The organism is Mycolicibacterium sp. HS_4_1 (genome assembly GCF_054515875.1).
The window spans coordinates 2720600-2746494 of sequence record NZ_CM137261.1 but is presented as its reverse complement, the minus strand read 5'-3'; the positions used below and the strand labels follow the sequence as shown (position 1 = coordinate 2746494).

Annotated in this window: 24 protein-coding genes; 14 read left to right on the top strand and 10 right to left on the bottom strand. The window is 67.0% G+C overall.

Annotated elements, in window-relative coordinates:
- Positions 1–68: 68 nt before the first annotated feature.
- Both ACX12F_RS13135 and ACX12F_RS13130 read left to right on the top strand, forming a co-directional pair.
- Complete coding sequence (locus tag ACX12F_RS13135) at positions 69–452, top strand: hypothetical protein (protein WP_459369963.1); 384 nt, start codon at positions 69–71, stop codon at positions 450–452.
- A 352-nt stretch (positions 453–804) separates the two neighbouring features.
- Positions 805–1185 (top strand): hypothetical protein, encoded by a 381-nt coding sequence (locus ACX12F_RS13130; RefSeq protein ID WP_459369962.1) that lies wholly within the window; start codon positions 805–807, stop codon positions 1183–1185.
- Positions 1186–1189: 4 nt separating this feature from the next.
- On the opposite strand, the gene pyrF is transcribed toward ACX12F_RS13130, so the two are convergent.
- From pyrF to ACX12F_RS13090, 8 genes are all read right to left on the bottom strand, one after another.
- The gene (gene pyrF / locus ACX12F_RS13125; RefSeq protein WP_459369961.1) at positions 1190–2017 is read right to left on the bottom strand and encodes an orotidine-5'-phosphate decarboxylase; all 828 of its coding nucleotides are present in this window, start codon (positions 2015–2017) and stop codon (positions 1190–1192) included.
- 25 nt (positions 2018–2042) lie between these two features.
- A complete protein-coding gene (gene carB / locus ACX12F_RS13120) occupies positions 2043–5384 on the bottom strand; it encodes a carbamoyl-phosphate synthase large subunit (protein ID WP_459369960.1) in 3342 nt (1113 codons plus the stop codon).
- On the bottom strand, positions 5384–6514 hold the full coding sequence (carA, locus tag ACX12F_RS13115) for a glutamine-hydrolyzing carbamoyl-phosphate synthase small subunit (protein ID WP_459369959.1): 1131 nt from the start codon (positions 6512–6514) through the stop codon (positions 5384–5386). The genes carB and carA overlap by 1 nt, the downstream gene beginning before the upstream one ends.
- Positions 6511–7014 (bottom strand): PH-like domain-containing protein, encoded by a 504-nt coding sequence (locus ACX12F_RS13110; protein WP_459369958.1) that lies wholly within the window; start codon positions 7012–7014, stop codon positions 6511–6513. The genes carA and ACX12F_RS13110 overlap by 4 nt, the downstream gene beginning before the upstream one ends.
- Positions 7011–8333 carry a dihydroorotase gene (locus ACX12F_RS13105; protein WP_459369957.1) on the bottom strand — a complete coding sequence of 441 codons (1323 nt, stop codon included), beginning with the start codon at positions 8331–8333 and terminating at the stop codon, positions 7011–7013. Before ACX12F_RS13105 ends, ACX12F_RS13110 begins: the two co-directional genes overlap by 4 nt.
- Positions 8330–9283 carry an aspartate carbamoyltransferase catalytic subunit gene (locus ACX12F_RS13100; RefSeq protein ID WP_459369956.1) on the bottom strand — a complete coding sequence of 318 codons (954 nt, stop codon included), beginning with the start codon at positions 9281–9283 and terminating at the stop codon, positions 8330–8332. The genes ACX12F_RS13105 and ACX12F_RS13100 overlap by 4 nt, the downstream gene beginning before the upstream one ends.
- Entirely contained in the window at positions 9280–9879 is a 600-nt protein-coding gene (gene pyrR / locus ACX12F_RS13095) for a bifunctional pyr operon transcriptional regulator/uracil phosphoribosyltransferase PyrR (RefSeq protein WP_459369955.1), read from the bottom strand. The genes ACX12F_RS13100 and pyrR overlap by 4 nt, the downstream gene beginning before the upstream one ends.
- A gap of 68 nt (positions 9880–9947) precedes the next feature.
- Entirely contained in the window at positions 9948–11252 is a 1305-nt protein-coding gene (locus ACX12F_RS13090) for an MFS transporter (RefSeq protein WP_459370336.1), read from the bottom strand.
- Between the two features lie 138 nt (positions 11253–11390).
- Between ACX12F_RS13090 and ACX12F_RS13085 the strand changes: the two genes are divergently transcribed.
- Positions 11391–12605 carry a serine hydrolase domain-containing protein gene (locus tag ACX12F_RS13085; RefSeq protein ID WP_459369954.1) on the top strand — a complete coding sequence of 405 codons (1215 nt, stop codon included), beginning with the start codon at positions 11391–11393 and terminating at the stop codon, positions 12603–12605.
- A gap of 28 nt (positions 12606–12633) precedes the next feature.
- Here the strand turns inward: ACX12F_RS13085 and ACX12F_RS13080 are convergent, their stop codons facing one another.
- Entirely contained in the window at positions 12634–13368 is a 735-nt protein-coding gene (locus ACX12F_RS13080; RefSeq protein ID WP_459369953.1) for an IclR family transcriptional regulator, read from the bottom strand.
- A gap of 111 nt (positions 13369–13479) precedes the next feature.
- Here ACX12F_RS13080 and ACX12F_RS13075 point away from each other — a divergent pair, with 111 nt between their 5' ends.
- A complete protein-coding gene (locus ACX12F_RS13075) occupies positions 13480–14886 on the top strand; it encodes an acyl-CoA synthetase (RefSeq protein ID WP_459369952.1) in 1407 nt (468 codons plus the stop codon).
- A gap of 18 nt (positions 14887–14904) precedes the next feature.
- On the opposite strand, the gene ACX12F_RS13070 is transcribed toward ACX12F_RS13075, so the two are convergent.
- Positions 14905–15528 (bottom strand): winged helix DNA-binding protein, encoded by a 624-nt coding sequence (locus ACX12F_RS13070; RefSeq protein WP_459369951.1) that lies wholly within the window; start codon positions 15526–15528, stop codon positions 14905–14907.
- A 212-nt stretch (positions 15529–15740) separates the two neighbouring features.
- Here ACX12F_RS13070 and ACX12F_RS13065 point away from each other — a divergent pair, with 212 nt between their 5' ends.
- The 10 genes from ACX12F_RS13065 to dmpG are packed head-to-tail and all read left to right on the top strand — an operon-like array spanning position 15741 to position 25892.
- Positions 15741–16934: a Rieske 2Fe-2S domain-containing protein gene (locus ACX12F_RS13065; RefSeq protein ID WP_459369950.1), complete on the top strand. Its 1194-nt coding sequence runs from the start codon at positions 15741–15743 to the stop codon at positions 16932–16934.
- A gap of 3 nt (positions 16935–16937) precedes the next feature.
- The gene (locus tag ACX12F_RS13060; protein ID WP_459369949.1) at positions 16938–17996 is read left to right on the top strand and encodes an FAD-binding oxidoreductase; all 1059 of its coding nucleotides are present in this window, start codon (positions 16938–16940) and stop codon (positions 17994–17996) included.
- A gap of 33 nt (positions 17997–18029) precedes the next feature.
- Positions 18030–18905 (top strand): VOC family protein, encoded by an 876-nt coding sequence (locus ACX12F_RS13055; protein WP_459369948.1) that lies wholly within the window; start codon positions 18030–18032, stop codon positions 18903–18905.
- Positions 18905–20179: an amidase gene (locus tag ACX12F_RS13050; protein ID WP_459369947.1), complete on the top strand. Its 1275-nt coding sequence runs from the start codon at positions 18905–18907 to the stop codon at positions 20177–20179. Before ACX12F_RS13055 ends, ACX12F_RS13050 begins: the two co-directional genes overlap by 1 nt.
- Positions 20179–21492, top strand: a complete 1314-nt coding sequence (locus tag ACX12F_RS13045; RefSeq protein ID WP_459369946.1) for a M20 family metallopeptidase — start codon at positions 20179–20181, stop codon at positions 21490–21492. The genes ACX12F_RS13050 and ACX12F_RS13045 overlap by 1 nt, the downstream gene beginning before the upstream one ends.
- On the top strand, positions 21489–22250 hold the full coding sequence (locus ACX12F_RS13040; RefSeq protein ID WP_459369945.1) for an aspartate/glutamate racemase family protein: 762 nt from the start codon (positions 21489–21491) through the stop codon (positions 22248–22250). Before ACX12F_RS13045 ends, ACX12F_RS13040 begins: the two co-directional genes overlap by 4 nt.
- Before the next feature lie 21 nt (positions 22251–22271).
- A complete protein-coding gene (locus ACX12F_RS13035) occupies positions 22272–23105 on the top strand; it encodes an alpha/beta fold hydrolase (protein WP_459369944.1) in 834 nt (277 codons plus the stop codon).
- Positions 23102–23884, top strand: a complete 783-nt coding sequence (locus ACX12F_RS13030; protein WP_459369943.1) for a 2-keto-4-pentenoate hydratase — start codon at positions 23102–23104, stop codon at positions 23882–23884. Before ACX12F_RS13035 ends, ACX12F_RS13030 begins: the two co-directional genes overlap by 4 nt.
- Positions 23885–23910: 26 nt before the next feature.
- Positions 23911–24828, top strand: coding sequence for an acetaldehyde dehydrogenase (acetylating) (locus ACX12F_RS13025; protein ID WP_459369942.1), 918 nt, complete (start codon positions 23911–23913; stop codon positions 24826–24828).
- On the top strand, positions 24825–25892 hold the full coding sequence (gene dmpG / locus ACX12F_RS13020; protein ID WP_459369941.1) for a 4-hydroxy-2-oxovalerate aldolase: 1068 nt from the start codon (positions 24825–24827) through the stop codon (positions 25890–25892). The genes ACX12F_RS13025 and dmpG overlap by 4 nt, the downstream gene beginning before the upstream one ends.
- The last annotated feature ends 3 nt before the right edge of the window (positions 25893–25895 follow it).

Below are 25895 nucleotides of genomic sequence, written 5' to 3'. Positions count from 1 at the left end.
TCCAGTGCGGCGGTATCACGCCCACGACATGAAGAGGACCCACGAAAAGTAGAGGACCGAGTGCAGCGATGAACTTCAAGCGAGCGTTGACCGCATCCACCCTGGCCGCCGGTATCGGTGTCGCCGGGCTGTTCGGCGTCGGCCTGGCCGGCGCCAACGCCGATCCGGGCCAGTGCCCGCCGAACGCGCCGTGCGGACAGCGCGATGACCACCGCGACAACCGCGGTCCCGGCAACCAGGGCCCTGGCGACAACCGCGGGCCGGCCGCTCCCGTCGGCCGCGACGACAACTGGCATGACAACCAGGGCCGCGACTGGCAGCACCGGGGCATCGACGATGCCCGCTTCGACCACCAGCCGTTCGACTACAACGGTCAGTGGGTGAACCCGGTATGGGACAACGGGCACAACGCGTGGGGCTTCTGGCTCGGCCCGATCTGGATCCCGCTGTGATCGACAACAGATAACCGCGCCAGGCAACAGAACGGCCCATCACGTCAAGTGATGGGCCGTTCTGTTGCCTTGGGCAAACCGTCCGTCAGTAGCACGCGGTGGTCGGTGAAGCGGCGGCGCCGACCTGATCAGGACCACAAAACCACCTTTCACCACACATATTCACAACCGGTGACCCTCCGAGCAGGCGATGCCGGGCATCACGGTCTGCGCGCCGTCATCGCGCACACAGCACACACCTAAGTTCAGCTAAGTGTGTGCCCATCGGACCGCCATATGGTCACCAGCGTGTGGCGACAACACCGCCCGCGACTAATGCAGAAGGCCACTTTGCTCAGAAATGGAGTCAGCTATGAAGGTGAAGAGGGCGCTAACCGCATCCACGCTCGCAGCCGGGATCGGGGCCGCCGGGCTGCTGGGCATCGGCCTGGCGACAGCCAGTGCCGATCCGTGGTGCGGGCCGGGAGCACCGTGCTGGGGTCCGCACAACGACCACCGCGGCGACGGTGACTGGGGGCGTGGCGACGGCGGCTGGCAGCGCGGCGTCGACTGGCACCAGGACCGGGACGGCTGGCGTGATGACCGCGGCCGTGACTGGTACCACCGCGGCATCGATGACGCCCGCTGGGATCACCAGCCGTTCGCCTACAACGGCCAGTGGGTGAACCCTGTGTTCGACCAGGGCTTCAACGCCTGGGGCTTCTGGTTGGGCCCGATCTGGATCCCGCTGTGACGGGTTATCCGGCCAGATAGGCCACCGCGTCGCGCAGCCGCTCCCCCGCTGCGCGCACGGCGGCGACGTCCGGTCCGGCACGGAGCACCTCGCGGGACACCGCAGGCAACAGCGTGCCGGGCCGGGCTCCTCCGAGTCCGGCGAGCGCGTCCGGGCGTCCGCCCTGGGCGCCGACGCCGGGCAGCAGCACCGGTCCGCCCAGCTGGGACAGATCGGGCACCTCCGTCAGCGTCGCACCGACGACGACGCCGACCGAACCGTCGCCGGCGGCATTGACCGCCGCAGCGTTGTTCACCGACGCGACGGAATCGACCATCGACTGCGCCACGGTGCGTCCACCGGCCACCGCGCACTGCACCGAAGCGCCCTCCGGGTTGGACGTGGCGGCCAGCACGAACACCCCGCGGCCGCCCGCGGCCGCGATGTCCAGCAGCGGCTGCAGCGAGCCGAAGCCGAGATACGGCGACGCTGTCACCGCATCGGCGGCCAGCGGTGAGTCGCCGGCCCACGCCTGGGCATAGGCGGCCATAGTGGAACCGATGTCGCCGCGTTTGGCGTCGGCCAGCACCAGCACCCCGGCCTCTCGCAATCCGGCGATGGTCCGCTCCAACACCGCGAAGCCCACCGATCCATAGGCCTCGAAGAACGCGACCTGCGGCTTGACGATCGCGAAGCCCGCGAACGCCTCGACGCAGATGTCACTGAACTTCGCCACGCCGTCCGCCGACACCGGCAGACCCCATGCCGTCAACAGCTCCGGGTGCGGGTCGATGCCAAGGCACAACGGACCCCGCTCAGCCATGGCGGCCCGAAGCCGCGAGCCGAAGCTCATCTGCGCTCCTCGCGTGCGCGGAAACTCACTTCTCGGCCAATTGGCTGTGCAGCTCCTGCAGTGACCGCACCCCGATGTCACCGCGAATGCCGGCTTCGATGCCCTGCACCGCTGCCGAGGCGCCCTGCACCGTCGTCACGCACGGAATGCTGGCCGACACGGCAGCCGAGCGAATCTCGTACCCGTCGATGCGCGGACCCGAGTTGCCGTACGGCGTGTTGATCACCATGTCGACCTCACCGGCCTTGATGGCGTCGACCGCCGACATCGCCGGGCGATCCGGGCTGGGCTCCTCGAAATTCTTTCGGACGACCTCGCACGGAATGCCGTTGCGGCGCAGCATCTCCGCGGTGCCCTCGGTGGCCAGCACCCGGAAGCCGAGGTCGGCCAGGCGCTTGACCGGGAACACCAGCGAGCGCTTGTCCCGGTTGGCCACCGACACGAACACGGTGCCGCCCGAGGGCAGCGAGCCGTAGGCCGCGGTCTGGCTCTTGGCGAAGGCGGTACCGAAATCGCTGTCGATACCCATGACCTCGCCGGTCGACTTCATCTCCGGCCCGAGCAGCGAATCCACCTGCGAGCCATCGGCTTTGCGGAACCGGTGGAACGGCAGCACGGCTTCCTTCACCGCGATGGGCGCGTTGGGCGCGACGGTGGCACCGTCGCCCTCGGCGGCCAGAATGCCTTCGGCACGCAGCTCGGCGATGGAGGCGCCCAACATGATCCGGGCGCAGGCTTTTGCAAGTGGCACTGCCGTCGCCTTGGAGACGAAGGGCACCGTGCGGCTGGCGCGGGGGTTCGCTTCGAGCACGTACAGCACGTCGTCCTTGAGCGCGTACTGCACATTGAGCAGGCCGACCACGCCGATGCCGTGGGCGATGGCCTCGGTGGCCTTGCGCACGGCGGCGATGTCGGTGCGGCCCAGCGTGACCGGCGGCAGCGCGCACGCGGAGTCTCCGGAGTGGATGCCGGCTTCCTCGATGTGCTCCATCACGCCGCCGATGTACACCTCGGTGCCGTCGCACAGGGCGTCGACGTCGATCTCGATGGCGTCTTCGAGGAACCGGTCGACCAGCACCGGGTGCTCGGGCGAGAGCTCGGTGGCGCGCTCGATGTAGCCCTGGAGGGTCTGCTCGTCGTAGACGATCTCCATGCCGCGGCCGCCCAGCACATACGACGGGCGCACCAGCACGGGGTAGCCGATGTCGGAGGCGATGCGGCGGGCCTGCTCGAAACTCGTTGCGGTGCCGAAGCGCGGCGCCGGCAGCCCGGCGGCGCGCAGCACCTCACCGAACTCACCGCGGTCCTCGGCCAGGTCGATGGCCTTGGGGCTGGTCCCGACGACGGGCACCCCGGCCTTCTCGAGCCGTTCGGCCAGGCCCAGCGGCGTCTGGCCACCGAGCTGCACGATCACGCCGACCACGCCCGGACCACCGGCCCCGGAAGCCTGCTCGGCGTGGTACACCTCGAGCACGTCCTCGAAGGTGAGCGGCTCGAAGTACAGCCGGTCAGCGGTGTCGTAGTCCGTCGAGACGGTCTCCGGGTTGCAGTTGATCATGACGGTCTCAAAGCCGGCCTGGCTCAATGTGGTTGCCGCATGCACGCAGCTGTAGTCGAACTCGATGCCCTGGCCGATGCGGTTCGGGCCCGAGCCCAGGATCAGCACCTTGGGCTTCTCGGTCTGCGGCGCCACCTCGGTCTCGGCCGCGGGGTCCAGTTCGTAGCTGCTGTAGTGGTACGGCGTCTTGGCGTCGAACTCGGCGGCGCAGGTGTCGACGGTCTTGTACACCGGCCGGATGCCGAGCCGCTCGCGCAGCGTCCGCACGCCGGCCTCGCCCGCCAATTCCGGCCGCAGCGCGGCGATCTGGCGGTCGGACAGGCCGCTGTGCTTGGCTCGGCGCAGCAGCCGCTCGTCCAGCACCGGGGCGTCGACGAGTTCGCCGCGCAGCGCCACCAGGGTGGCGATCTGGTCGATGAACCAGGGGTCCACGCCGGAGGACTCGGCCACGACCTCGACCGAACCGCCAAGGCGCAGCGCCTGTTCGATATCGTAGAGCCGGCCGTCGGTCGCGGTGCGCAGGCCGGTGAGCAGCTCGTCGAGGGTCTTGTCGGGATCGTCCCCAGTCCAGAACCCGGCCCGCTTGGTCTCCAGCGACCGCATCACCTTGCCGAGCGCCTCGATGAAGTTGCGGCCCAACGACATCGCCTCACCCACCGACTTCATGGTGGTGGTCAGCGTCTGGTCAGCGCCGGGGAACTTCTCGAACGCGAACCGCGGCGCCTTGACGACGACGTAGTCCAGGGTCGGCTCGAAACAGGCCGGGGTCTCCTTGGTGATGTCGTTGACGATCTCGTCCAGCGTGTAGCCGATGGCCAGCTTGGCCGCGATCTTGGCGATCGGGAAACCCGTTGCCTTGGAAGCCAATGCACTGGACCGTGACACGCGCGGGTTCATCTCGATGACGATCAGGCGGCCATTGACGGGGTTGATGGCGAACTGGATGTTGCAGCCACCGGTGTCGACGCCGACCTCGCGCAGGATCGCGATGCCCAGGTCACGCAGCTTCTGGTACTCGCGGTCGGTCAGGGTCATGGCGGGCGCGACGGTCACCGAGTCGCCGGTGTGCACCCCCATCGGATCGAAGTTCTCGATCGAGCAGACCACCACCACGTTGTCGCGGTGATCGCGCATCAACTCGAGCTCGTATTCCTTCCAGCCGTAGATCGATTCCTCGATCAGCACGTTGGCGCTGGGAGAGGCCGCCAGACCCTCCGAGGCCATCCGCTCGACGTCTTCCTTGGTGTACGCCATGCCGGAACCCAGGCCGCCCATAGTGAAGGACGGCCGAACCACGACGGGCAGACCCAGCTCGGCGACCGTGTCGCGGACCTCGTCCATGGTGTGACAGACGCGGCTACGGGCCGATTCACCGCCGACCTTGGCAACGATGTCCTTGAACTTCTGCCGGTCTTCACCGCGCTGAATGGCGTCGAAATCGGCACCGATCATCTCGACGTTGTACTTCTCCAGTACGCCGTTCTCATGCAGGGCAACCGCGGTGTTCAGTGCGGTCTGCCCGCCCAGGGTGGCCAGCACGGCGTCGATTCTGTTGCCGCGCTCGGCCTGCTGGGCGATCACCTTCTCGACGAACGCCGGGGTGATGGGCTCGACATAGGTGTTGTCGGCGTACTCCGGGTCGGTCATGATGGTCGCCGGGTTCGAGTTCACCAGGCTGACCTGCAGGCCCTCGGCGCGCAGCACGCGGCAGGCCTGAGTGCCCGAGTAGTCGAACTCGCAGGCCTGGCCGATGACGATCGGTCCGGACCCGATCACCAGGACGTGGTTGAGGTCGGTGCGGCGTGGCATTACTTCTCCCCTGCCATGAGATCGGCGAACTTGTCGAACAGGTACTCGGCGTCGTGCGGGCCGGCCGCCGCTTCGGGGTGGTACTGCACCGAGAACGCGCGTCCGTCGAGCAGCGAAACACCCTCCACCACACCGTCGTTGGCGCAGGTGTGGCTGACCATGGCGCGGCCGAACGGGGTGTCGAACTCTTCCCCGGCTTCCCCTTCGAGCGCGAAGCCGTGGTTCTGCGCGGTGATCGCGATGCGGCCGGTGGCCCGCTCCACGACCGGGATGTTGATGCCACGGTGGCCGAAGGTCATCTTGTAGGTCGAGCGACCGAGCGCGCGGCCGAGAATCTGGTTGCCGAAGCAGATGCCGAACAACGGGATTCCGGCCGAGAGCACCTGCTTGGTGAACTCGACCACGTGGTCGGCGGTGGCCGGGTCACCCGGGCCGTTGGACAGGAACACGCCGTCTACCTTGAGGGCGGCGAGCTCGTCGAACGTCACCGACGACGGCAGCACGTGGCTGCGAATGCCGCGGGCCGCGAAGTTGCGCGGAGTATTGGTCTTGATCCCGAGGTCGACGGCCGCAATTGAGAAGCGCTCCGCCCCAACGGGTTCGACGACGTACCGCTCAACCGTGCTGACCTCGCCGGCCAGGTCGGCACCCAGCATCGACGGCTGGTTGCGCACGCGCTCGACCAGTGTGTCGGTGTCCGCCAGAGCCGGACCGGAGAAGACGCCGGCCTTCATCGAGCCGAAGTTACGCAGGTGCCGCACGATGGCGCGGGTGTCGACGCCCGCGACACCGACGATGCCCTGACGCACCAGTTCGTCGTCGAGGGTGCCGGTGGCGCGCCAGTTGGAGGCGCGCGGCGACGGGTCGCGGACGACATAGCCGGCGACCCAGATCTTGTTGTCGCGGCTCTCGTTGTCCTCACCGTTCCAGCCGGTGTTGCCGATTTGCGGGGCGGTGGCCACCACGATCTGCCGGTGGTAACTCGGGTCGGTCAGCGTCTCCTGGTAGCCGGACATGCCGGTGGAGAACACCGCCTCACCCAGCGTCTCGCCCACGGCGCCGAACGGCGTTCCGGTGAACACCCGGCCGTCCTCCAGCACGAGTACGGCAGTCTGATCGGTCTGGGTCACTTGCTGTCCTCCTCAACCCATTTGGCCAGTTCGCGACGGTCGTCGCTACGGAATCCGGTATCGATCTCAGTGCCCGACGGCAGTTTCCACCGGATGGCCAGAATCCCGTCGTAGGTGAGCACCTTGCCGGCGATGGCCCGCTCGGTGCGGATGGCGGTGATGGACTCCTGGGGAATCCAGATCGGGCTACCGCCGGTGAGCTGCAGCATGATCCCCTCGGGATAGCGCGTCAGCACGGCCTTGCTGCGAAATCCGAGGGAGCCCACCGCAATTCGGTCCTGCCAGCTCGGCGCGAAGGTGCTGCCGATGTACATGCCCTTGGTGGCGGGCACGGTCGCCGGTCCCACGGTGTCCGGCAGTGCGGGCAGCAGTCCGACGGCGCCGGCTTGGCGCTGCACCCGGTGCATCCAGCCCTTGAGCATCTGCCGGATCGCGAAGCCGAGCAGTACCACCACGACGGCGGCCAGCACCAGGTAGGTGATCAGAGTCCCCGTGTTCATGCCGGACTGCGCCCGTCCCGCGCGGTGACCTTGCCGCGCAGCATCGTCAGCGTGACGGTGGCGGGCAGCGTCATCGACTCGTACGGCGTGTTGTCCGAGCGGCTGGCCAGGTCGGTGCCCTGCACTGTCCAGGTGGCGTCGGGATTCACCACGGTCAGGTTGGCGGGTTCACCGACCGCCAGCGGGCGGCCCTGGTCGGGCAGGCCGACGATGGCGGCCGGGGCCTCACTCATCACGCGGGCGACGTCGCGCCAGGTGAGCAGGCCCGGCGCGACCATGGTCTCCACGACGACCGACAGCGCGGTCTGTAGGCCGAGCATGCCGGGACGGGCGTGCGCGAACTCGCACATCTTCTCGTGCTCGGCGTGCGGGGCGTGATCGGTTGCAACACAGTCGATCACCCCGTCCGCCAGGGCCTGGCGCAGCGCCTCGGCGTCACTGGCCTCACGCAGCGGCGGGTTGACCCGGTTGCGGCCGTCGTAGTCGGCCAGCCGGCTGTCGTCGAGCAGCAGGTGGTGCGGGGTGACCTCGGCGGTGATCGAGATGCCCTGGGCTTTGGCCCACTTGATCAGCTCGACGGTGCCCGCCGTGGAGGCATGGCAGATGTGCACCCGGGCGCCGGCGTCGCGGGCCAGGATCGCGTCCCGGGCCACGATCGACTCTTCAGCCGAGCGCGGCCAGCCGGCCAATCCCAGCCGGGCAGCGTTCGGGCCTTCGTGCGCGACGGCGTCGACGGTCAGCCGAGGTTCCTCGGCGTGCTGAGCGATCAGGACCCCAAGTCCCGCAGCGTATTCCAGGGCCCGGCGCATCACCAGCGGATCGTCGACGCAGATGCCGTCGTCGGAGAACATCCGGACCTGCCCGGCACCGGCGGCCATGAGGCCCATCTCGGTGAGTTGCTTGCCGTCGAGTCCGACGGTGACCGCGCCGACCGGGTGCACGTCGACCAGGCCGACCTGCTGCCCGCGATGCCAGACGTGGTCGGTGACCACGACGGTATCGGCGACCGGGTCGGTGTTGGCCATGGCGAAGACTGCGGTGTACCCGCCGAGCGCCGCTGCCGCCGAACCGGTTTCGATGTCCTCGGCGTATTCGCGGCCGGGCTCACGCAGGTGGGTGTGCAGGTCCACGAAGCCGGGCAGCATGATCTGGCCGGCGGCGTCGATGACCTCGTCGGCTTCGGAACCGATCCCCGATCCAATTTCAACGATCTGACCGTCCGCGATCAGCACGTCGACCGGCTCACCCTCGCCGTACAGCCGGACTCCGGAAATCACCGTGCGCTTCGGCTGCTGATTCGCTCCGCGAGCGTCGCTCATGCGATCACCTCCCGGCCCACACCCACGAGAAGCTGGAACAGCACTGCCATGCGAACATGCACCCCATTCGAAACCTGTTGCAGTACAGCTGATTGCGACGAGTCCGCCACAGACGATGCGATCTCCATGCCGCGCAGCATCGGCCCGGGGTGCAGCACCACCGTGTCCTCGCCCAACCCGGCCAGTCGCTTCTCCGAAAGCCCGTAGCGCACCGAGTACTCGCGCGCCGACGGGAAGAACGCGCCGTTCATCCGCTCGGCCTGCACACGCAGCATCAACACGGCGTCGGCGGCCGGCAGTTCAGCGTCCAGGTCATGCGACACCGTCACCGGCCATTCCGAAACCCCCACCGGCAGCAGTGTCGGCGGCGCCACCAGCACCACCTCGGCCCCCAGCGTCGAAAGCAGCGAGACGTTGGACCGCGCCACCCGGCTGTGCAGGATGTCACCGACGATCACCACGCGCCGGCCCTCGAGGCCGCCCAGCCGCTGCCGGATGGTCAGCGCATCGAGCAGCGCCTGGGTCGGGTGCTCGTGGGTGCCGTCGCCGGCATTGATTATCGAGGGGCTGGCCGACGGGCCGTCCGCTGAAGCCGTCCAGGCCGCAAGTTGTTGTGCCGCACCCGAAGCCGGGTGCCGGATGATCAAGGCGTCGGCGCCCGCAGCGCGCAGGGTCAGCGCGGTGTCCCGCAGCGACTCCCCCTTGGCCACCGAGGACCCGGAAGCGCTGACGTTGATGACGTCGGCGCTCATCCACTTGCCGGCCACCTCGAACGACACCCGGGTACGAGTGGAGTTCTCGTAGAACATGGTGATGACGGTGCGGCCGCGCAACGTCGGGAGCTTCTTGACGTCGCGGCCCAGCAGCGCTTCGCGAAACCTGTCAGCGTCATCGAGGATGGCCGTCGCCGCATCGCGGCTCAGGTCCGAGGCGGACAGCAGATGTTTCACCTGGTGGGTCCTCCATAGGGTGCGATAGCGACGGTGTCTGTTCCATCTGTCTCCAAAAGCCGCACCTTGACGTTCTCGCTGCGCGACGTCGGGACGTTCTTGCCGACGTAGTCGGCGCGGATGGGCAGTTCGCGGTGGCCGCGGTCGACGAGCACCGCCAGCTGCACCATGCGCGGGCGGCCGATGTCGCGCAGCGCGTCCAGCGCCGAACGGACCGAGCGGCCGGAATACAGGACGTCGTCGACGAGGATCACCGTCGCGTCGTCGATGCCGCCTTCGGGAATCGAGGTCGAGGCCAGCGCCCGCGGCGGTTTGAAGTTCAGATCGTCGCGGTAGAGCGTGATGTCGAGCGCGCCGTGTGGCAGGTCGACGTCGGCGAATTCTTTGACCTTCTCGGCGATCCGGGCGGCCAGGGTGACGCCGCGGGTCGGGATGCCGAGCAGCACCACGCGCGGGGCGTCCGGCGCGTCGAGCGCGGTCTTTTCGATGATCTGATGGGCGATGCGCGAGATGGTCCGGCCGACATCGGCGGCGGACAGCAATTCCCGGTCGGAGCCGCCGGGCACGCCAGTTGCATCGTTACCTGTGACAGCCACGAGCTACCTGACCTCCTTCTCCGCCTCTCTGGACGGGTCGTTAAAGGACGTCTAACTAGCCGCGTAGCTTAGCAGGCCGCCACGGCGTCACCATCACGCATCTCATCCTGCGCATCGCCGAGTTCAGCGCCCCGGGTTTCGGGCAGTACCAGCGTGCACGCGATGCTGACCAGCACGAAGACGGCGATCATCAGCCCAACGGCCCAGCTCCCGAGGGTGGCGACCAGCGGCCCGGCGACCACCGGCGGCAGCGCGCCGCCGACGATGCCGGCGAGATTGAAGGCCATGCCGGCGCCGGTGTAGCGGTAGCGCGTGGCGAACGTCTCAGGCAGGAACGCACCGATGGGGCCGTAGGCCAGCCCGAAGATGCAGAAGATGCCGGCGATGGCCACCGCGAACGCCACCGGCGACCCGGAGTCGATCAACGGCATGACGAGGAAAGCCCATGGCAGCGCCAGCCCGAACCCGAGCAGGATGATGCGCCGCCGGCCGTACCGATCGCACAGCACCGCCGAGATCGCCGAGAACACCATCAGTGCCACCCCGGCGAGCACACCGACGGACAGGATCAGGGTCCGCGGATGGTGCATGCGGGTGCTGGCGTAACTCATCAGGTACGTGCCGCCGAGAAAGCTCATGGTGAAGATGCCGACCATGCAGCCGGCACCGAGCAGCACCTCCTTGCCCTGCCGGCGCACCAGTTCCGACAGTGGCGCCCTCGGCACCGTCCCGCGCTTCTGTTCCGCGACGAACACCGGCGTCTCGTCGATGGTCAACCGCACGTAGAGCGCCACTGCCAGCAGCACCGCGCTGAACAGGAACGGCAGCCGCCAGCCCCAGTCCAGGAACACCGGGCTCTTCTCCCCGATCGTCACGTTGGCGATCAGCACCACCAGGTTGCTGACGGCCAGGCCCGCTCCGGCACCCAACTGGGTGAACATGCCGTAGGTGCCGCGTTTTCCCGCCGGGGCGTATTCGGCGCTCAGTAGTGCCGAGCCCGCCCATTCGCCACCCACAGCGAAGCCCTGGCACACGCGCAGGGTCAACAGGATGATCGGCGCTGCGAGACCGATCGACACCGAGCTGGGCACCAACCCCACGCCGACCGTGGACAGACCCATGATCAGCAGCGTCGCGACCAGAGTTTTCTTGCGGCCCAGCCGATCGCCGAAATGCCCGAAAACCGCCGCGCCGACCGGGCGGGCCAGGAACGCGACCGCGAAGGTCGCCAGCGACGAGATGGTCGCCATGGCCGGCGGCAGGTTCGGGAAGAACACCTGCGGGAAGATCAGCGCCGCAGCCGTCCCATAGATGTAGAAGTCGTAGAACTCGATCGCGGTACCGATGAAACTGGCAAATGCCACCTTGTTCATCGGTGTGTGCGGGGTCGACGCGTCTGCAGCCACGTCAGGCAGTATTGCCTACCGGGTGGCCGCTGCCGATCGATTTACCGTGCCGCTGGCTCGGACGGCACCGCGAGCGTCTCCGCATCACCGGCTAACGTGACCGGGGTGAATCTCGACGCGAACACCGAATCGGTCAGCGCGGCGATCGACACCGGCCTGCTGGCCGGCGCGGTCACGCTGGTGTGGCAGGACGGCGCGGTGCGGCAGGTCAACACGCTCGGCCACCGCGACGTGGAAGCCAAGCTGCCGATGGAGCGCGACACCGTGTTTCGCATCGCGTCGATGTCCAAGCCCATCACCGTCGCCGCGGCCATGACGCTGGTGGACGAGGGCCGGCTGGCCTTGACCGATCCCATCGCGAATTGGGTGCCCGAGCTGGCCAACCCGCGGGTGATGACGAGCCTGGACGGACCGTTGGAGCGGTCCGTGCCCGCCCGGCGGCCCATCACCATCGAGGACCTCATGACCCACCGCGGTGGCCTGGCCTACGGGTTCACGGTGCCTGCACCGCTGGGCAAGGCGTACAACAAGTTGCAGTCGCTGCAGGACCCGGACCGCTGGCTGGCCGAGCTGGGGCAGCTGCCGCTCGCCCACCAGCCCGGTGACGCCCTGACCTACAGCCAGTCGACCGACGTGCTGGGTTTCATCCTGTCGCGCATCGAGGGCAAGCCGCTGCCGGATGTGTTGGCGGAGCGCATCTTCAAACCGCTGGGTATGGTCGACACCGGTTTCGCCGTGACGCATTCCGGCCGGCGTCGTGCCGCGACCATGTATCAGCTGGCGGCCGACGGAGACACCTTGCGCTTGCAGCCCGGGAAGATGGGGCCGCCGCAGGTGGTGCCTCCGACGTTCTGCGCCGGCGGCGGCGGTCTCTGGTCGACCGTCGACGACTACCTGACCTTCGCGCGGATGCTGCTGGCCGGCGGCGAGGTCGATGGAGTGCGGGTGTTGTCGGAAGAGTCGGTGCGATCGATGCGCACCGATCGGTTGACCGCCGAGCAGAAGTCGCAGAACTTCCTCGGTGCGCCGTTCTGGATCGGCCGCGGCTTCGGACTGAACCTGTCGCTTGTGACCGACGAAGCCAAAGCCACGCCGTTCTTCGGTCCGGGCGGCCCCGGCACGTTCAGCTGGCCGGGCGCGTTCGGTACCTGGTGGCAGGCGGACCCGAGCGCCAACCTGATCCTGATCTACCTGATCCAGAATCAGCCTGAGCTCAGCGTGGATGCCGCAGTAGCGGTCGCCGGCAATGCCTCACAGGCCAAACTCCGTTCGGCGCGACCGAAATTCGCGAAGCGGACATACCAGGCGCTGGATCTGTAGTCTCCGGTCGCAGAAGCCCGGCTGCGCCTCAGTCCAGCGAACGCTCAATTGCCGCTTGAGCGTTCAGTGCGACCGCGGCGTATTCGATGAGCCGATCGGCGGTCATCCGTGCCGACGGCCCCGAGATGCTGAAGCAGGCCCGGGCCAAGCCATCACGCCCGCGTACCGCGACCGCGACCGCGGATATGCCGTCATGCAGACCCTCGACGGTGACGGCATAGCCACGCTGCCTGGTGGCGCGCACCTCTTCCCACAGCCATTCCGGGTCGGTGATCGTGTTGGCGGTGACCTTGGCTGGCGCGCCGGCCAGATACTCCGCGATCCGGGCGTCGTCCAGCGTCGCCAGATAGGCCTTGCCCGTCGCGGCAGCGTGTAAGGGCAACCGGGTACCCAGCGGCAGGAATGCCCGGAGCTGATGCGAGCTGTCGAGTCGTTCGACGAGGACGAGTTCATCTCCATCGGGCACGGCGAGATGGACCGTCTCTCCCGTGATCGACTGCAGAGCAGCCAATTCGGGCAGGGCAGCTTCGCGCAAGTTGTCCCGGGTGGCCACCGCGCTACCGAGCCGATAGGCCAAACCTGTTATCTCCCAACGCCCGCCGTCGGACGTGGGCCTGATCCAGCCGGCTTCGGCCAGAGTCTTCAAATTGCGTTGCACGGTGGCCTTCGGAATCCCGAGCCGTCGGGTGAGTTCGCTCAACCCGACCGGTTGCGCCGTTGCGACCTCCTCGAATACCCGCAACGCCGTGAGCACACTGTTCACCCCGCGCTCCTTTCACCGCACTTGACGACCCGTAAAGGCACACCCTAGCGTTGGTCCGTAATATAGTCCATCGGTCCATATTATGGACCGCAACTCAGAAGGCGCTGGTCAATGGCAGTCCCTTTGCTTCACGCTATCCACACCCATCGTGACGACCACCGGCCCATCGTGACCGTCGGAGATCGGTCGCTCCATGCCACCGAACTATTGGAGGCGGCCGCCGCGGTCGCGGACAGGATCGGCGAGTCCCGCGGCGTCGCCATCGACGCGACACCCGACATCGAATCGGTGGTCGCGGTCGTCGGATGTCTGCTCGCAGGCGTTCCGGCAATACCGGTGCCACCGGATTCGGGATCCGCCGAACTCGGCCACATCCTGGCCGACTCGGGCGCCGAGATCTGGGCCGGAGCGCCCCGTCCCGATATCTCGCTTCCGGTTCTGGCGATCGACCCCGCCGAACGGTCCAGCACCATCTGGACCGAACCCGATCCGTCGTCGGCGGCGTTGATCGTCTACACCTCCGGCACCACCGGCGCCCCCAAGGGTGTGGTGCTGTCGCGCAGCGCCATAGCCGCGGGCATCGATGGCGTTGCCGCCGCCTGGCAGTGGAACGCCGACGACGTTCTCGTGCAAGGACTTCCACTGTGCCACGTGCACGGCCTGGTGCTCGGAGTCCTTGGCGCACTGCGCATCGGCTCACCGCTGATCCACACAGTGCGCCCCAAACCCGACCTGTACGCCGCCGCCGGCGGAACGCTCTACTTCGGGGTGCCGACCGTCTGGTCGCGCGTATGCGCCGACCCGGCTTCGGCACGTGCCCTGGCCGGCGCGCGGCTACTCGTTTCCGGCAGTGCACCGCTGCCGGTTCCGGTGTTCGAAACTCTCACCGCGCTGACCGGCACGGCTCCGGTCGAGCGGTACGGGATGACCGAAACGATCATCACGCTCAGCACCCGATACGACGGCGAACGCAGGCCCGGGTGGGTGGGGCTGCCCGTCGACGGAGTGCGGACCCGCATCCGCACCGAATCCGGCGAGGTGGCCCCACATGACGGAGAATCGCTGGGGCAGTTGGAGATTGCCGGATCGACGCTGTTCGACGGCTATCTGAACAGCCCCGCCAAGACCGCCGAGACGATGACGTCGGATGGCTGGTTTCGCACCGGCGACATCGCGGTCATCGATCCAGGGGGCTGTCACCGGATCGTCGGCCGCGAGTCCGTCGACATGATCAAGTCCGGCGGCTATCGGATCGGCGCCGGAGAAGTCGAGCACGCATTGCTCACCCATCCGGGAATCCGTGAGGCGGCGGTCGTCGGCGTGCCCGACGCCGATCTCGGCCAACGAATCGTCGGGTACGTGGTCGGCGATATCGCGAGTCCAAAGGCAGTGATCGACCACGTGGCGTCGTCGCTTTCGGCCCACAAACGCCCGAGGGAGATCCGCTTCGTCGATGCGTTGCCACGCAACGCCATGGGCAAGGTGCAGAAGAAGGCACTGCTCGCCGACTACGAATAGTCCGGCGCGCGAATCGGGCTACGGCTCGGCGGTGCCCCGCGCCGCCGAGCCGGAGCCGTTCGGCGACGGGAACATGACGGCCGGATTGATGGTCGCCAAGTCGCGGCTCGCCGCCGCATACAGACCGGTCAGCACATTCATCGAGCGCACCGCATGCTGCAGTTTCGAAGTCACCTCCGCCAGCTCCGTCAGGTTCGACGTGAGCATCTGACGACGCAGCGCGGCATAGCGATCCGTGATCTCACGTCCCTTGTCGGTCACCCGGAACACCGCCGACGTGCCGGATTTGGTGCGTTCGAGCAGCCCCATGGTCACCAGCTTGCGCAGGTTGTACTGCAGATTGGGCAGGTCTTCACGGTTGGTCAGCTGGGCGATGGTGGCGGTGTCCTTCGGCCGTTCCTGCATCCGCACCACATGCAGGGCGACCACCTCGTTGACGGTCAGGTCGAGGTCGCCGGCCACCTGCATCGCATGCACCGCGAACCGCTGAAACTCGCCGTCGACCTGCAGCATGGCGAATTCGAACGCGGTCAACGCCTCTTCGTAACCGTCCTGGGCGAGGTGCCAACGACGTTCCGGCTCAAGGGGTTGCGGCTGACCGGCACCTGCGCCCTTGTCCGCCTGCGTGTCACTAGCGCTCATCGTCCTCCACTCAACACGTCACGGGACCGGACCGCAACGTGGACCATTGTTAATTTATGGAATCTCTATTGATTATCAATCGATAGTCAGTAATGTGATTGCAGACACGTGATCGTGTCCAGCCCTTCCGGACCTCACCTTCGCCGATCCGGATGAGTCATCTATCTCTGCCGCGCCGAGCGCGCGGAGCCATACCCTTTTGGAGGTCATTGATGTCCGTCGACAGCCACAGCGGCAGCTCGTCCGCGGTAACCAGGCATTACGCCCCCTACGTGCAAGCAGATTGGGGCTACGCAAACCACTGGTACCCCGCGTTGTTCTCCGACGAACTCGCGGACGGCGGACTGAAGGGCATCACGATCGGTGGCCACGACATCGCATTGCGTCGCTCGGCCGGCAAGGTGTACGCCCTCGCGGACCGATGCATCCATCGCGGCGTGAAGCTGTCCGCGAAGCCGATGTGCCTGTCCGAGGGGACCGTCAGCTGTTGGTACCACGGCTACACCTATGACGTGTCGGACGGAAAGCTGACGACAATCGTTGGTAATCCAGAGGATTCGCTCATCGGACGGGTAGGTGTGCGCACCTACCCGGTCGAAGAGGTCAACGGGATGATCTTCGTCTTCGTCGGCGACGCCGACTACGGCACTCCGCCGCCGCTCACGTCCGACCTGCCGGCGCACGTCACCAACGACCCCAACAACACGCCGGTCCCCCACCTGACCGACGAGGGAATCGTTATCCGCGGGATTCACCGGAAACTGGTCGGCAATTGGCGGCTGGCGGCCGAGAACGGTCTGGACCCCGGCCATCTGCTGGTGCACTGGGACAACCAGATCCTCGTCGCGCTCGATCGCGCGCTGCCGCTCGGTGTCAACGCGCTGTCCAACGAGGCGACCGAGGAGATCGACATCCTGGACGGCCCGAAGGGCGTCATGAATCGGTACGACCGCCCGGATCTGTACCAGCCAGTGCTGGAGAACCCCAAGGTCGACATCAAGGCCCGCGGGACGGTACCGCACTACTTCCGCACCTCATTGTGGGTTCCCGGCACGCTGATGGTCGAACACTGGCCGATCACCGATCACGTCCAGTATGAGTTCTACGTCCCGATCGACGACCACCATCACGAGTACTGGGAAGTGGTCGCCACCCGCGTCGCCGACGACGATGCTCGCAAAGAGTTCGAGTTCAAGTACGAGCACTTCTTCAAACCCCTTGCGCTCGAAGGCTTCAACAACAGCGACGTGTTCGCGCGGGAAGCGACGGAAGAGCACTACACCCGCTTCGATGGTTGGAACAACGAGGTGCTCTGCGACATGGACTACTCGATCGTCGCCTGGCGCAAGGTGGCCGCCCGGCATCCCCGGGGCTTCTTCGAATCCCCCTACCAGGACGAGGACTAGGAGATGACCATCCTGGCGGGCGAGCAGCAACCCGACGCCGACGCCGTGGCGCGCACCCACTGCGTACGACTGCATTACACCGATACAAGCAAGGAAATCCTGGTACCTGAAGGCCAATCAGTGCTCGATGCGGCATCCGCCGCCGGCGTCCGGCTGGCAAGTCAATGCGGCATCGGCACCTGCGGCACGTGTGTCGGCCGGGTGCGCGACGAGGCGCTCGTCATGCCCGACAACCGGATCTACCCGCTCAGCGACACCGAGATCGCAGACGGCATGCGCCTGCTCTGTCAGGCGCGGGCGGTAGCCGATACCGAGGTCGAATTGGATTACCCGGCTTCGGTATTCGACGAGTACCCACTGCGGCAGGCCACGGCCAAGGTCACCGGTCTGCAGCAGCTCGCAGAGACCGTTGTCGAGCTCACGGTGCGGCTGCCCAAACAGGTGCCGTTCGCCTTCCGGCCTGGGCAGTATGCCCGGCTGCGGGTCCCGGGAACCGAGGAGTGGCGGTCGTATTCGATGGCCTCGGGCGAACGGCAGAAGCGCCAACTCACCTTCACCATCAGGCTGTTGCCGACCGGCACGATGTCGGACTACCTGCGCGACCGCGCCACGATCGGCGAGCCGATCGACGTCGAGGGCCCGGTGGGGTCGTTCGGGCTGGCCGCCGCCGCCGGCCCGGTATTGATGCTGGCCGGTGGCACCGGCCTGGCGCCGATGTTGTCGATGCTCGACAAGCTGCAATTGGCTCGGGGCAAGGAGCCGATCCGGTTGATCTTCGGCTGCACCAGGACCCGCGACCTGTTCCACCTCGACGAACTCGAGGGCCGGGCGAGCTTCATGCCCAACCTCTCGGTGCGGGTGACGGCCGACGAGCCCCATCAGCATCCTGGCGTTCTGGTCGGCAATCCGGTGAGCGCCCTGACCGCCGACGACGTCAGCGATCCGGCGACGTCGGCGTATTTATGTGGTCCGCCCGCCATGATCGACGCCGCGTTCGCACGCTTACAGGAACTCGGTCTGCCGCGCGAAAACATCCACACCGAGCAGTTTCTTCCCAGCTGAAACATCCTTGTTCACAAAGTGATTGGAACAACAATGAGCATTGCGCGGCTCGGCGCCTTCGCCGTCACCGTCGCTGATATCGACGCCTGGCACCGTCTGCTCGTCGACTTGCTCGAGCTGGACGTGCGCCCCCGCACGTCGCCGCAGGACCCCCTGCTGGTCCGGCTCGACGATCGGCACCACCGGATCGCGCTGTATCCCGGACCGACCGACGAGATCCGTCGGGTCACCTGGGAGGTCGACACACCTACCGAACTACATCGGCTCGCCGCAGCGATTGCCGCCGACAACGTCGTGGTCGACTGGGTTGACGATGGCACCCCTGAGCCGCCGAAGGCGCAGTCGGGGTTTCGATTCGACGACCCCGACGGTTTCCGGACCGAGGTGGTGGTCGGGCCGGTATCCGAGCTCTCCCCCGTCACCCAGGGCGGCGTGATCAGCGGCTTCGTCACTGGCGATCTGGGTCTCGGTCATGTCGTCTACATGTGCAAGGACTATCCCGCCGCGGTGGACTTCTACACCAGGGTGCTCGGTTTCAAACTGACCGACTACATCGTCTGGGACGGCGCGGATGCCACCTTCCTGCACTGCAATCCGCGCCACCACAGCGTCGCGTTGATGAATGAGTGCTTCGGATTCCGCGGCGGCGACTTCAACCACCTCATGATCGAAACCGCGACGCTCGACGACGTCGGCCGTGCCTACGATCGTGTCTGCGGTGCGGGCATCGACCTCAAGATGACGCTGGGTCGCCACACCAACGACGGTGTCACCTCGTTCTACCTCACCACCCCTTCGGGGTTCGGGATCGAGATCGGCTGGGGTGGCGACGTGGTCGGTGAGGACTGGGTCGTGAAGACCTACGATGCCCCAGCCCGCTGGGGCCACGTTGTGCAAAGGGCCGGCTGATGCTGAGCGCACCCGCGCCGACGACGGCAGCTGCCACCGTGCAGCGATACCTCGACCGGATCACCTTGCGCAACAGTGTGATCCATGCTTGGGCCCACCTGGACGCCGAGCTGGCGCACGCACAGGCCCGAGCTCGCGACGCAGAGCCACCGCGCACGGCTCTGCACGGTGTGCCGGTCGGGATCAAAGACATCATCGACACCGCCGACCAGCCCACTGCGTACGGCAGCGAGTTGTGGGCGGGCCATCGCCCGGTGCGGGACGCCGACGTGATCGCACGGCTGCGCGATGCCGGGGCGGTGATCCTGGGCAAGACAGCCACCACCGAATTCGCCACCTACCGGCCGTGCGCCACCCGCAACCCGCACAATCCCGGCCATACTCCGGGCGGTTCGTCGAGCGGGTCCGCGGCGGCCGTGGCCGACGGGCAGGTCCCGATCGCACTCGGCACGCAGACCGCGGGCTCAGTGCTGCGACCGGGGTCCTACTGTGGCGTGTTCACCCTGAAGCCGACATACGGCCGCTGGCCGTTCGACGGCGTGCTGCCGGTGGCCTTGAGTTTCGACACCGTGGGCGCGTTCGCGCGCCACCCGGCCTGGCTCGGCGAATTGGACGCTGTCCTCACCCACCGGCACGGCACGACGACCCTGCCGTCCACCGATCGGCTCCGGGTCGGCGTACTTCGGCCGCCGTGGAGCGGCCAGGCCACCCCGTCTGCCGCCATTGCCCTGGAACGCTTCATCTCCGGGCTCGCAGAATTGGGCGCCCACGTCACCGACATCGACGTCCCGGGTGCGCTGATTGACCTCGACACCGGTCACACGCTGATCATGGCCGCCGAGGCTGCGACAGCGCTCGAACCTCGCCTGCGCCGCGAAAGTCACGGCCAGGTCAGCAATCAGCTGGCCGAGTTCCTGACCATGGGCCGGGCAGCGACGCCCAACGACATTCAGCAGGCGCGCGCGGTGGTCCAGGACTGCACCCGGTTCGTGTCGGCGGCGCTGCAGCATGTCGACGTACTCGTCACGTTGGCGGCCACCGGCGAGGCGCCGGAAGGCCTGACCAGCACCGGCGATCCGGTATTCAACAAGCTCGCCAGTGTGACCGGGCTGCCCGCGGTCGGCCTGCCGATCGAAGCCGGGGCCGCTGGGCTACCGCTGGGCGTGCAACTCATCGCACCGCCGCACGCCGACCACGCCCTGGTCCGGATCGCCACCTGCCTGACCGACCGCGCCGGCCTCACCGCGCGTTGCGCACTACCCGAGGAACAGTGATGACCAGCTCCGTAACCGACACCCGTCGCGCCATGTACCAAGCCGTGTGTGATCGGTTGAATCCAGACCGATTTCGCGACCTCCTGGTCAATCTGATCAATATTCACAGCCCGACCGGACTGGAACGCCCGGCGTCGGAGTTCATGGCCGGCTACCTGCGCGACACCGTTGGCATCGCAGCCGGCTACCAGCCGATGAACGAGCACAGCGGCAACGCATTCGGTGAACGGCTCGGCAACGGCGGGGGCAGCAGACTACTGCTGTACGCGCCCATCGACACGCACATCGACCCCGAGTCCGATGTCCCGTGGGTCGGGCCTCGGCTGCGCCCGGACATGCTGCCCGAGGCCCGGGTCGACGGGGACCTGGTGATCGGCTTGGGCGCCTCGAATCCCAAGTGCATGGTGGCCGGACTGACCGAGGTCACCCATGCGGTCATCGAGTCGGGAATCCCGTTGATCGGCGATCTGGCAATCGGTTTCGCCGGCGGTGGCATGCCCGTCAGCATGAGTGGTCGGGACCAGGCGGGCATGAGCAACGGAATTTTCCATCTGCTCACCCACGGCGCCATGCCCGATCACGCGATCGTCTTCAAACCGTGGTGGGCGGTGTTCCCCGAAGAGCCGGGCATGTGCTGGTTCAAGGTCTCTGTGCGGGGTACCTACGGTTACGCCGGAATTTCCAGGGGCACACCGGGTTTCCGATCATCGATCGTCCCGGCTGCCACAGTGATTCAGCGCATCGAGGCGTGGCTGCCGCAGTACACCGCCCGCAACACCGCGGGCACCACCATCCCCGAAGGCTGGATTTCGGCGGTCCGCTCGGGCTCCCCCGACAAACCGGCTTTCCCATCTGCCACCACTGAGATCTACCTCGACGTGCGCGTCAACCCCCGAACCACCCCGGGCGAGGTGCGCCACCAGTTCGCCCAGCTGATCGCGGAAATCCGGGCTGCCGAACCGGACCTCGAGCTCGACTGGGAGATGTACGGCTCCTTGCCCGGCGGCATGACCGATCCCGACAACTGGATCATCCAATCCTGCAGGCGCGGTTGGGAAGAAGTCGAAGGCCGGCCCTACGAATCGACGCCACTGCTCGGTGGGCAGACCGACGGCACCCTCATCCGCCGCCTCGGCGTGCCTACCGCCCGGATCGGCTACCCCTGGCCACCGGCCGCCGCCCCCGCCGAACTCAACGAGGGACTCGGCGGAATGGGCGTCGCATCGGTCAATGACGTCATGACCGCCGTCCGCGCGGTCGCCTACGCGGTCGTCGACACCCTGACCCGCACCCGAGAGGAACTCGACCTGTGACACTGCACCGCAAGATCCTCAACATCGTCCCGGTCCCGGTGCCGCAACAGGCACTCGACGCGTTCGCGGCGCAGATTCCAGCAGAAGCGGTGTTCCCCGGCTTCGAGAATGTCTTCGTCGCCGTCCGCGCCGGGGGTACGACCCTCGACAGCGCGTACGAAACCACCCTCGCCGACGCTTTCGTGCTGGACGCCGGATGCCGCGCCGAGGAACAAGGCTATGCCGCGGTGTGTGTCAATTCGATGAGTGACTCGGCGCTGGCGGCGCTGCGTTCCCGGCTGAGCATTCCGGTGGTCGCCCCGAATCAAGCGTCGATGCTGGCGGCCGCGCTCTTGGGCAAGAAGTTCTCCGTCATCACCATGTGGCCGCAATGGCACGAGCTCTACCACAAGGCAGCGCGCGAGCACGGGCTCACGGCCCGGCTGGCGTCGGTTCGCGATGTGGGCGTCGCACCCAATGCCAGCGAATTGCTCGCCGGCAAAGAGGATTTCATCTTCGAGGCGCTCCGGACCCAGGCCCGGGCTGCCATTGCGGAAGACGGTGCCGACGTGATCATTCTCGGCTCCACCACCATGCACCAATCGCACGCCTATCTGGAGAAAGCCCTCGACGTCCCGGTGATCAATCCGGGCGTCATCGCCTACAAGATGTGTGAACTGCTCGTGCTGACCGGGCTGACCCACAGCAAGCGGGCCTATCCGCCGCCGGCACTCATCCAGGACGACCTACTCACGGCCGTCACCCCAGCCCTGTCGTAACACCCCAATCAGGAGACCATCATGTCGACGGACAACCCAGAGATCGGCCGCACCCGGAGCACCTGCGGCTACAACACCAACTATCACGACGTGGGCGACGGCGCGCCCGTGCTGCTGCTGCACGGGTCCGGTGCCGGAGTATCCGCGTGGGCCAACTGGCGCGGGCTGATCCCGGTGCTGGCGCGGGATTTCCGGGTCATCGCGCCGGATCTCGTCGGGTTCGGCTACACCGAGGTTCCGGATACCTTGCAACTCACCATCTTCGACACCTGGATCGACCAGATCCTCGCGCTACTGGACGGCTTGGGCATCGAAAAGACCCACATCGTGGGCAACTCGTTCGGCGGTGGGCTGGCACTGCATCTGGCGACCAGGCATCCCGACCGGCTCGACCGGATCACCCTGATGGGTGCCGGCGGGGTGGCGATGCCGCTGAGCGACGAGCTCGACCAACTCTGGGGCTACACCCCATCGGTCGCCAACATGAAGAAGATCATGGACATCATGGCTTTCGACCGGTCGCTGGTGACCGACGAACTCGCCGAACTGCGGTACCGGGCCACCATCCGCCCCGGCGCCCAACAGGCTTTCGAAAAAGTCTTCCCGCCGCCGCGGCAGCGTTGGCTGGACGCACAGATCGTGCCGGATGAGGCATTGGCCGGCATCGGCCACGAGGTCCTGATCCTGCATGGCCGCGAAGACCGTGTGGTCCCCGTACAGGCTTCGTGGCACATGTTCGAGCAGATCCCCAACGCCCAGCTGCACGTATTCGGCCGGTGTGGGCACTGGACCCAGATCGAGCACGCGCAGCGGTTCCAGCAGCTGGTGGCGACGTTCCTGCGGGAAGCCGAATGACGGCGCACACCGATTTTGCCGACCGGCTCTCGGCCGCCTACGCCAACCGCACGCCGATTCCCCGGATCACCGCGGCGGCGCCCGACCTCACCATCGATGATGCGTATGCGATTCAGCAGCAACAGGTTTCGGCCTGGGCGCAGGCCGGGGACCCGGTCCGTGGCCACAAGGTCGGCCTGACCTCTCAAGCCATGCAGTCCCAGCTGGGCGTCGATTGCCCGGACTACGGGCGGCTGACCGCATCGATGTTCTTGCCCGAGGGTGCGCCCATCCCCGTCGACCGATTCTTGCAGCCACGCGTCGAACCCGAGATCGCGTTCGTGATGGGACGCCGCCTGGCCGGACCCGGTGTCACCGTCGCCGACGCGGCACGCGCTGTCGACGTCGTCATGCCCGCGTTGGAGATCATCGACTCCAGGATCCGGGATTGGGATATCCGCCTGATCGACACGATCGCCGACAACGCCTCCTCAGGTGGCGTGGTGCTCGGCGGCACGGCACGCCGGCTCAACGAACTGGATCTGCGCTTGATGGGCGTGCTGGTGCACCGCAACGGAGAACTGGTCGCCACCGGCGCCGGCGCGGCGGTGTTGGGTTCCCCACTCAACGCGCTGGCCTGGCTGGCCAACGTCCTCGGTGCTCGCGGTGTGGCGATCGAGGAGGGCGACACCGTCATCCCCGGCTCCATGACGTCGGCACTGCCGGTCCGGGCCGGCGACAGCTTTCACGTTGAATTCGCCGCACTCGGCAGCGTCACAGCACATTTCGCCGCCGCATAACCGCTGCGGCACCTACAGGAGAAACTATGTCCACAATTTCTGCCGCCATCGTCGGCCCCGGCAACATCGGTACCGACCTGCTGGCCAAGCTGGCGCACAGTGACCGGATCACCGTGCGTTACATGGTCGGTGTCGATGCCGCATCGGATGGGCTGGCACGCGCCGCCGCCCGTGGGGTCACCACCTCGGCCGGTGGCGTCGACTGGTTACTCAACCAGGATGAGCTGCCCGACATCGTGTTCGAGGCCACCTCGGCGAAGGCCCACGCCGCCAACGCGCCCCGCTATGCCGAGGCAGGTATCCGTGCCGTCGACCTCACCCCTGCCGCGATCGGGCCGTTCGTCTGCCCGCCGGTGAATCTCGACATCAACGCTGCGGCGCCCAACGTCAACATGATCACCTGCGGCGGCCAGGCGACGATTCCCATCGTCCACGCGGTGAACCGGGTGACCCCGGTCAGTTACGCCGAGATCGTCGCATCCATCTCATCGCGGTCGGCCGGCCCGGGCACCCGGGCCAACATCGATGAATTCACCGAAACCACCGCGCGGGCCATCGAGGAAGTCGGCGGTGCGGCCCGCGGCCGGGCGATCATCGTCATCAACCCGGTCGAACCGCCGATGATCATGCGCGACACCGTTTTCTGTGCCATCGATCCCGATGCCGACCGCGACCGGATCGCCGAGTCGATCTACGACATGGTTCGCGCGGTCACCACCTACGTGCCCGGGTACGCGATCAAAGCCGAACCGCAGTTCGACGACCCGCGCCCCGATTGGAATGGAAAGGCCCGTGTGACGACACTTCTGGAAGTACATGGCGCGGGCGACTACCTGCCGCCCTACGCGGGCAACCTCGACATCATGACGGCAGCTGCCGCCGAGGCCGGCGAGCGAATCGCCGCGTCACTGCTGGCAGCACGAGATCAGGTGGTAGCACGATGAGCAATTGGGACACCGGGGCACGCGAGGTACGCCTCGTCGACACCACGCTGCGCGACGGCAGCCACGCGATGGCGCACCGCTTCACCGTCGCACAGGTCCGCGACACGGTCGCCGCCCTCGATGCGGCTGGGGTGTCGATGATCGAGGTGACCCACGGCGACGGACTCGGCGGATCGACCTTCAACTACGGCTTCTCGCTGGTCGACGAAACCGAACTCATCTCCGCCGCCGTGGCCGAGGCCCGCCAGGCCAAGATTGCGGTACTACTGCTACCCGGGCTGGGCACCGTCAAGGATCTCAGGGTCGCCCACGACCTGGGCGCGGGCGCGGTGCGGATCGCCACGCATTGCACCGAGGCCGACGTCGCCATCCAGCACTTCGGCGCCGCACGTGACCTGGGCCTGGAGACGGTCGGCTTCCTGATGCTCTCGCACATGTCGAGTCCGGAACAGCTGGCCCGTCAGGCCAGGATCATGGCCGACGCCGGCTGCCAATGCGTTTACGTGGTGGATTCGGCCGGTGCACTGATCCTCGACGAAGTCACCGACCGGGTCGCCGCTCTGGTCGCGGAGTTGGGCGAGGACGCCGAAGTCGGCTACCACGGTCATCAGAATCTCAGCCTGGGCGTCGCCAACTCGGTACTCGCCCACCGCGCCGGCGCCCGCCAGATCGACGGCTCGCTGGTCGCCCTCGGCGCCGGGGCGGGCAACTCGCCGACCGAGGTCCTGGCCACGGTGTTCGACCGACTGGGCATCGTCACCGGCGTCGACAAGAACCAACTACTGGCGGCCGCCGAAGATGTTGTCAAACCGTATATTTCCCGGCTCCCGGTGATGGACCGGGCGTCGATCGTGCAGGGCTTCGCCGGGGTCTACTCGAGTTTCCTGCTGCACGCCGAACGAGCCGCAGGGCGCTACGGAGTTCCCGCCCACGAAATCCTCTACCGCGTCGGAGAACGTCGGTACGTCGGCGGTCAGGAGGACATGATCATCGACATCGCGATCGACCTCCAGCGCGAACGAAGCCAATCCCACACCGCCACTTCAGAACTCAGCCCCGTCTAGACA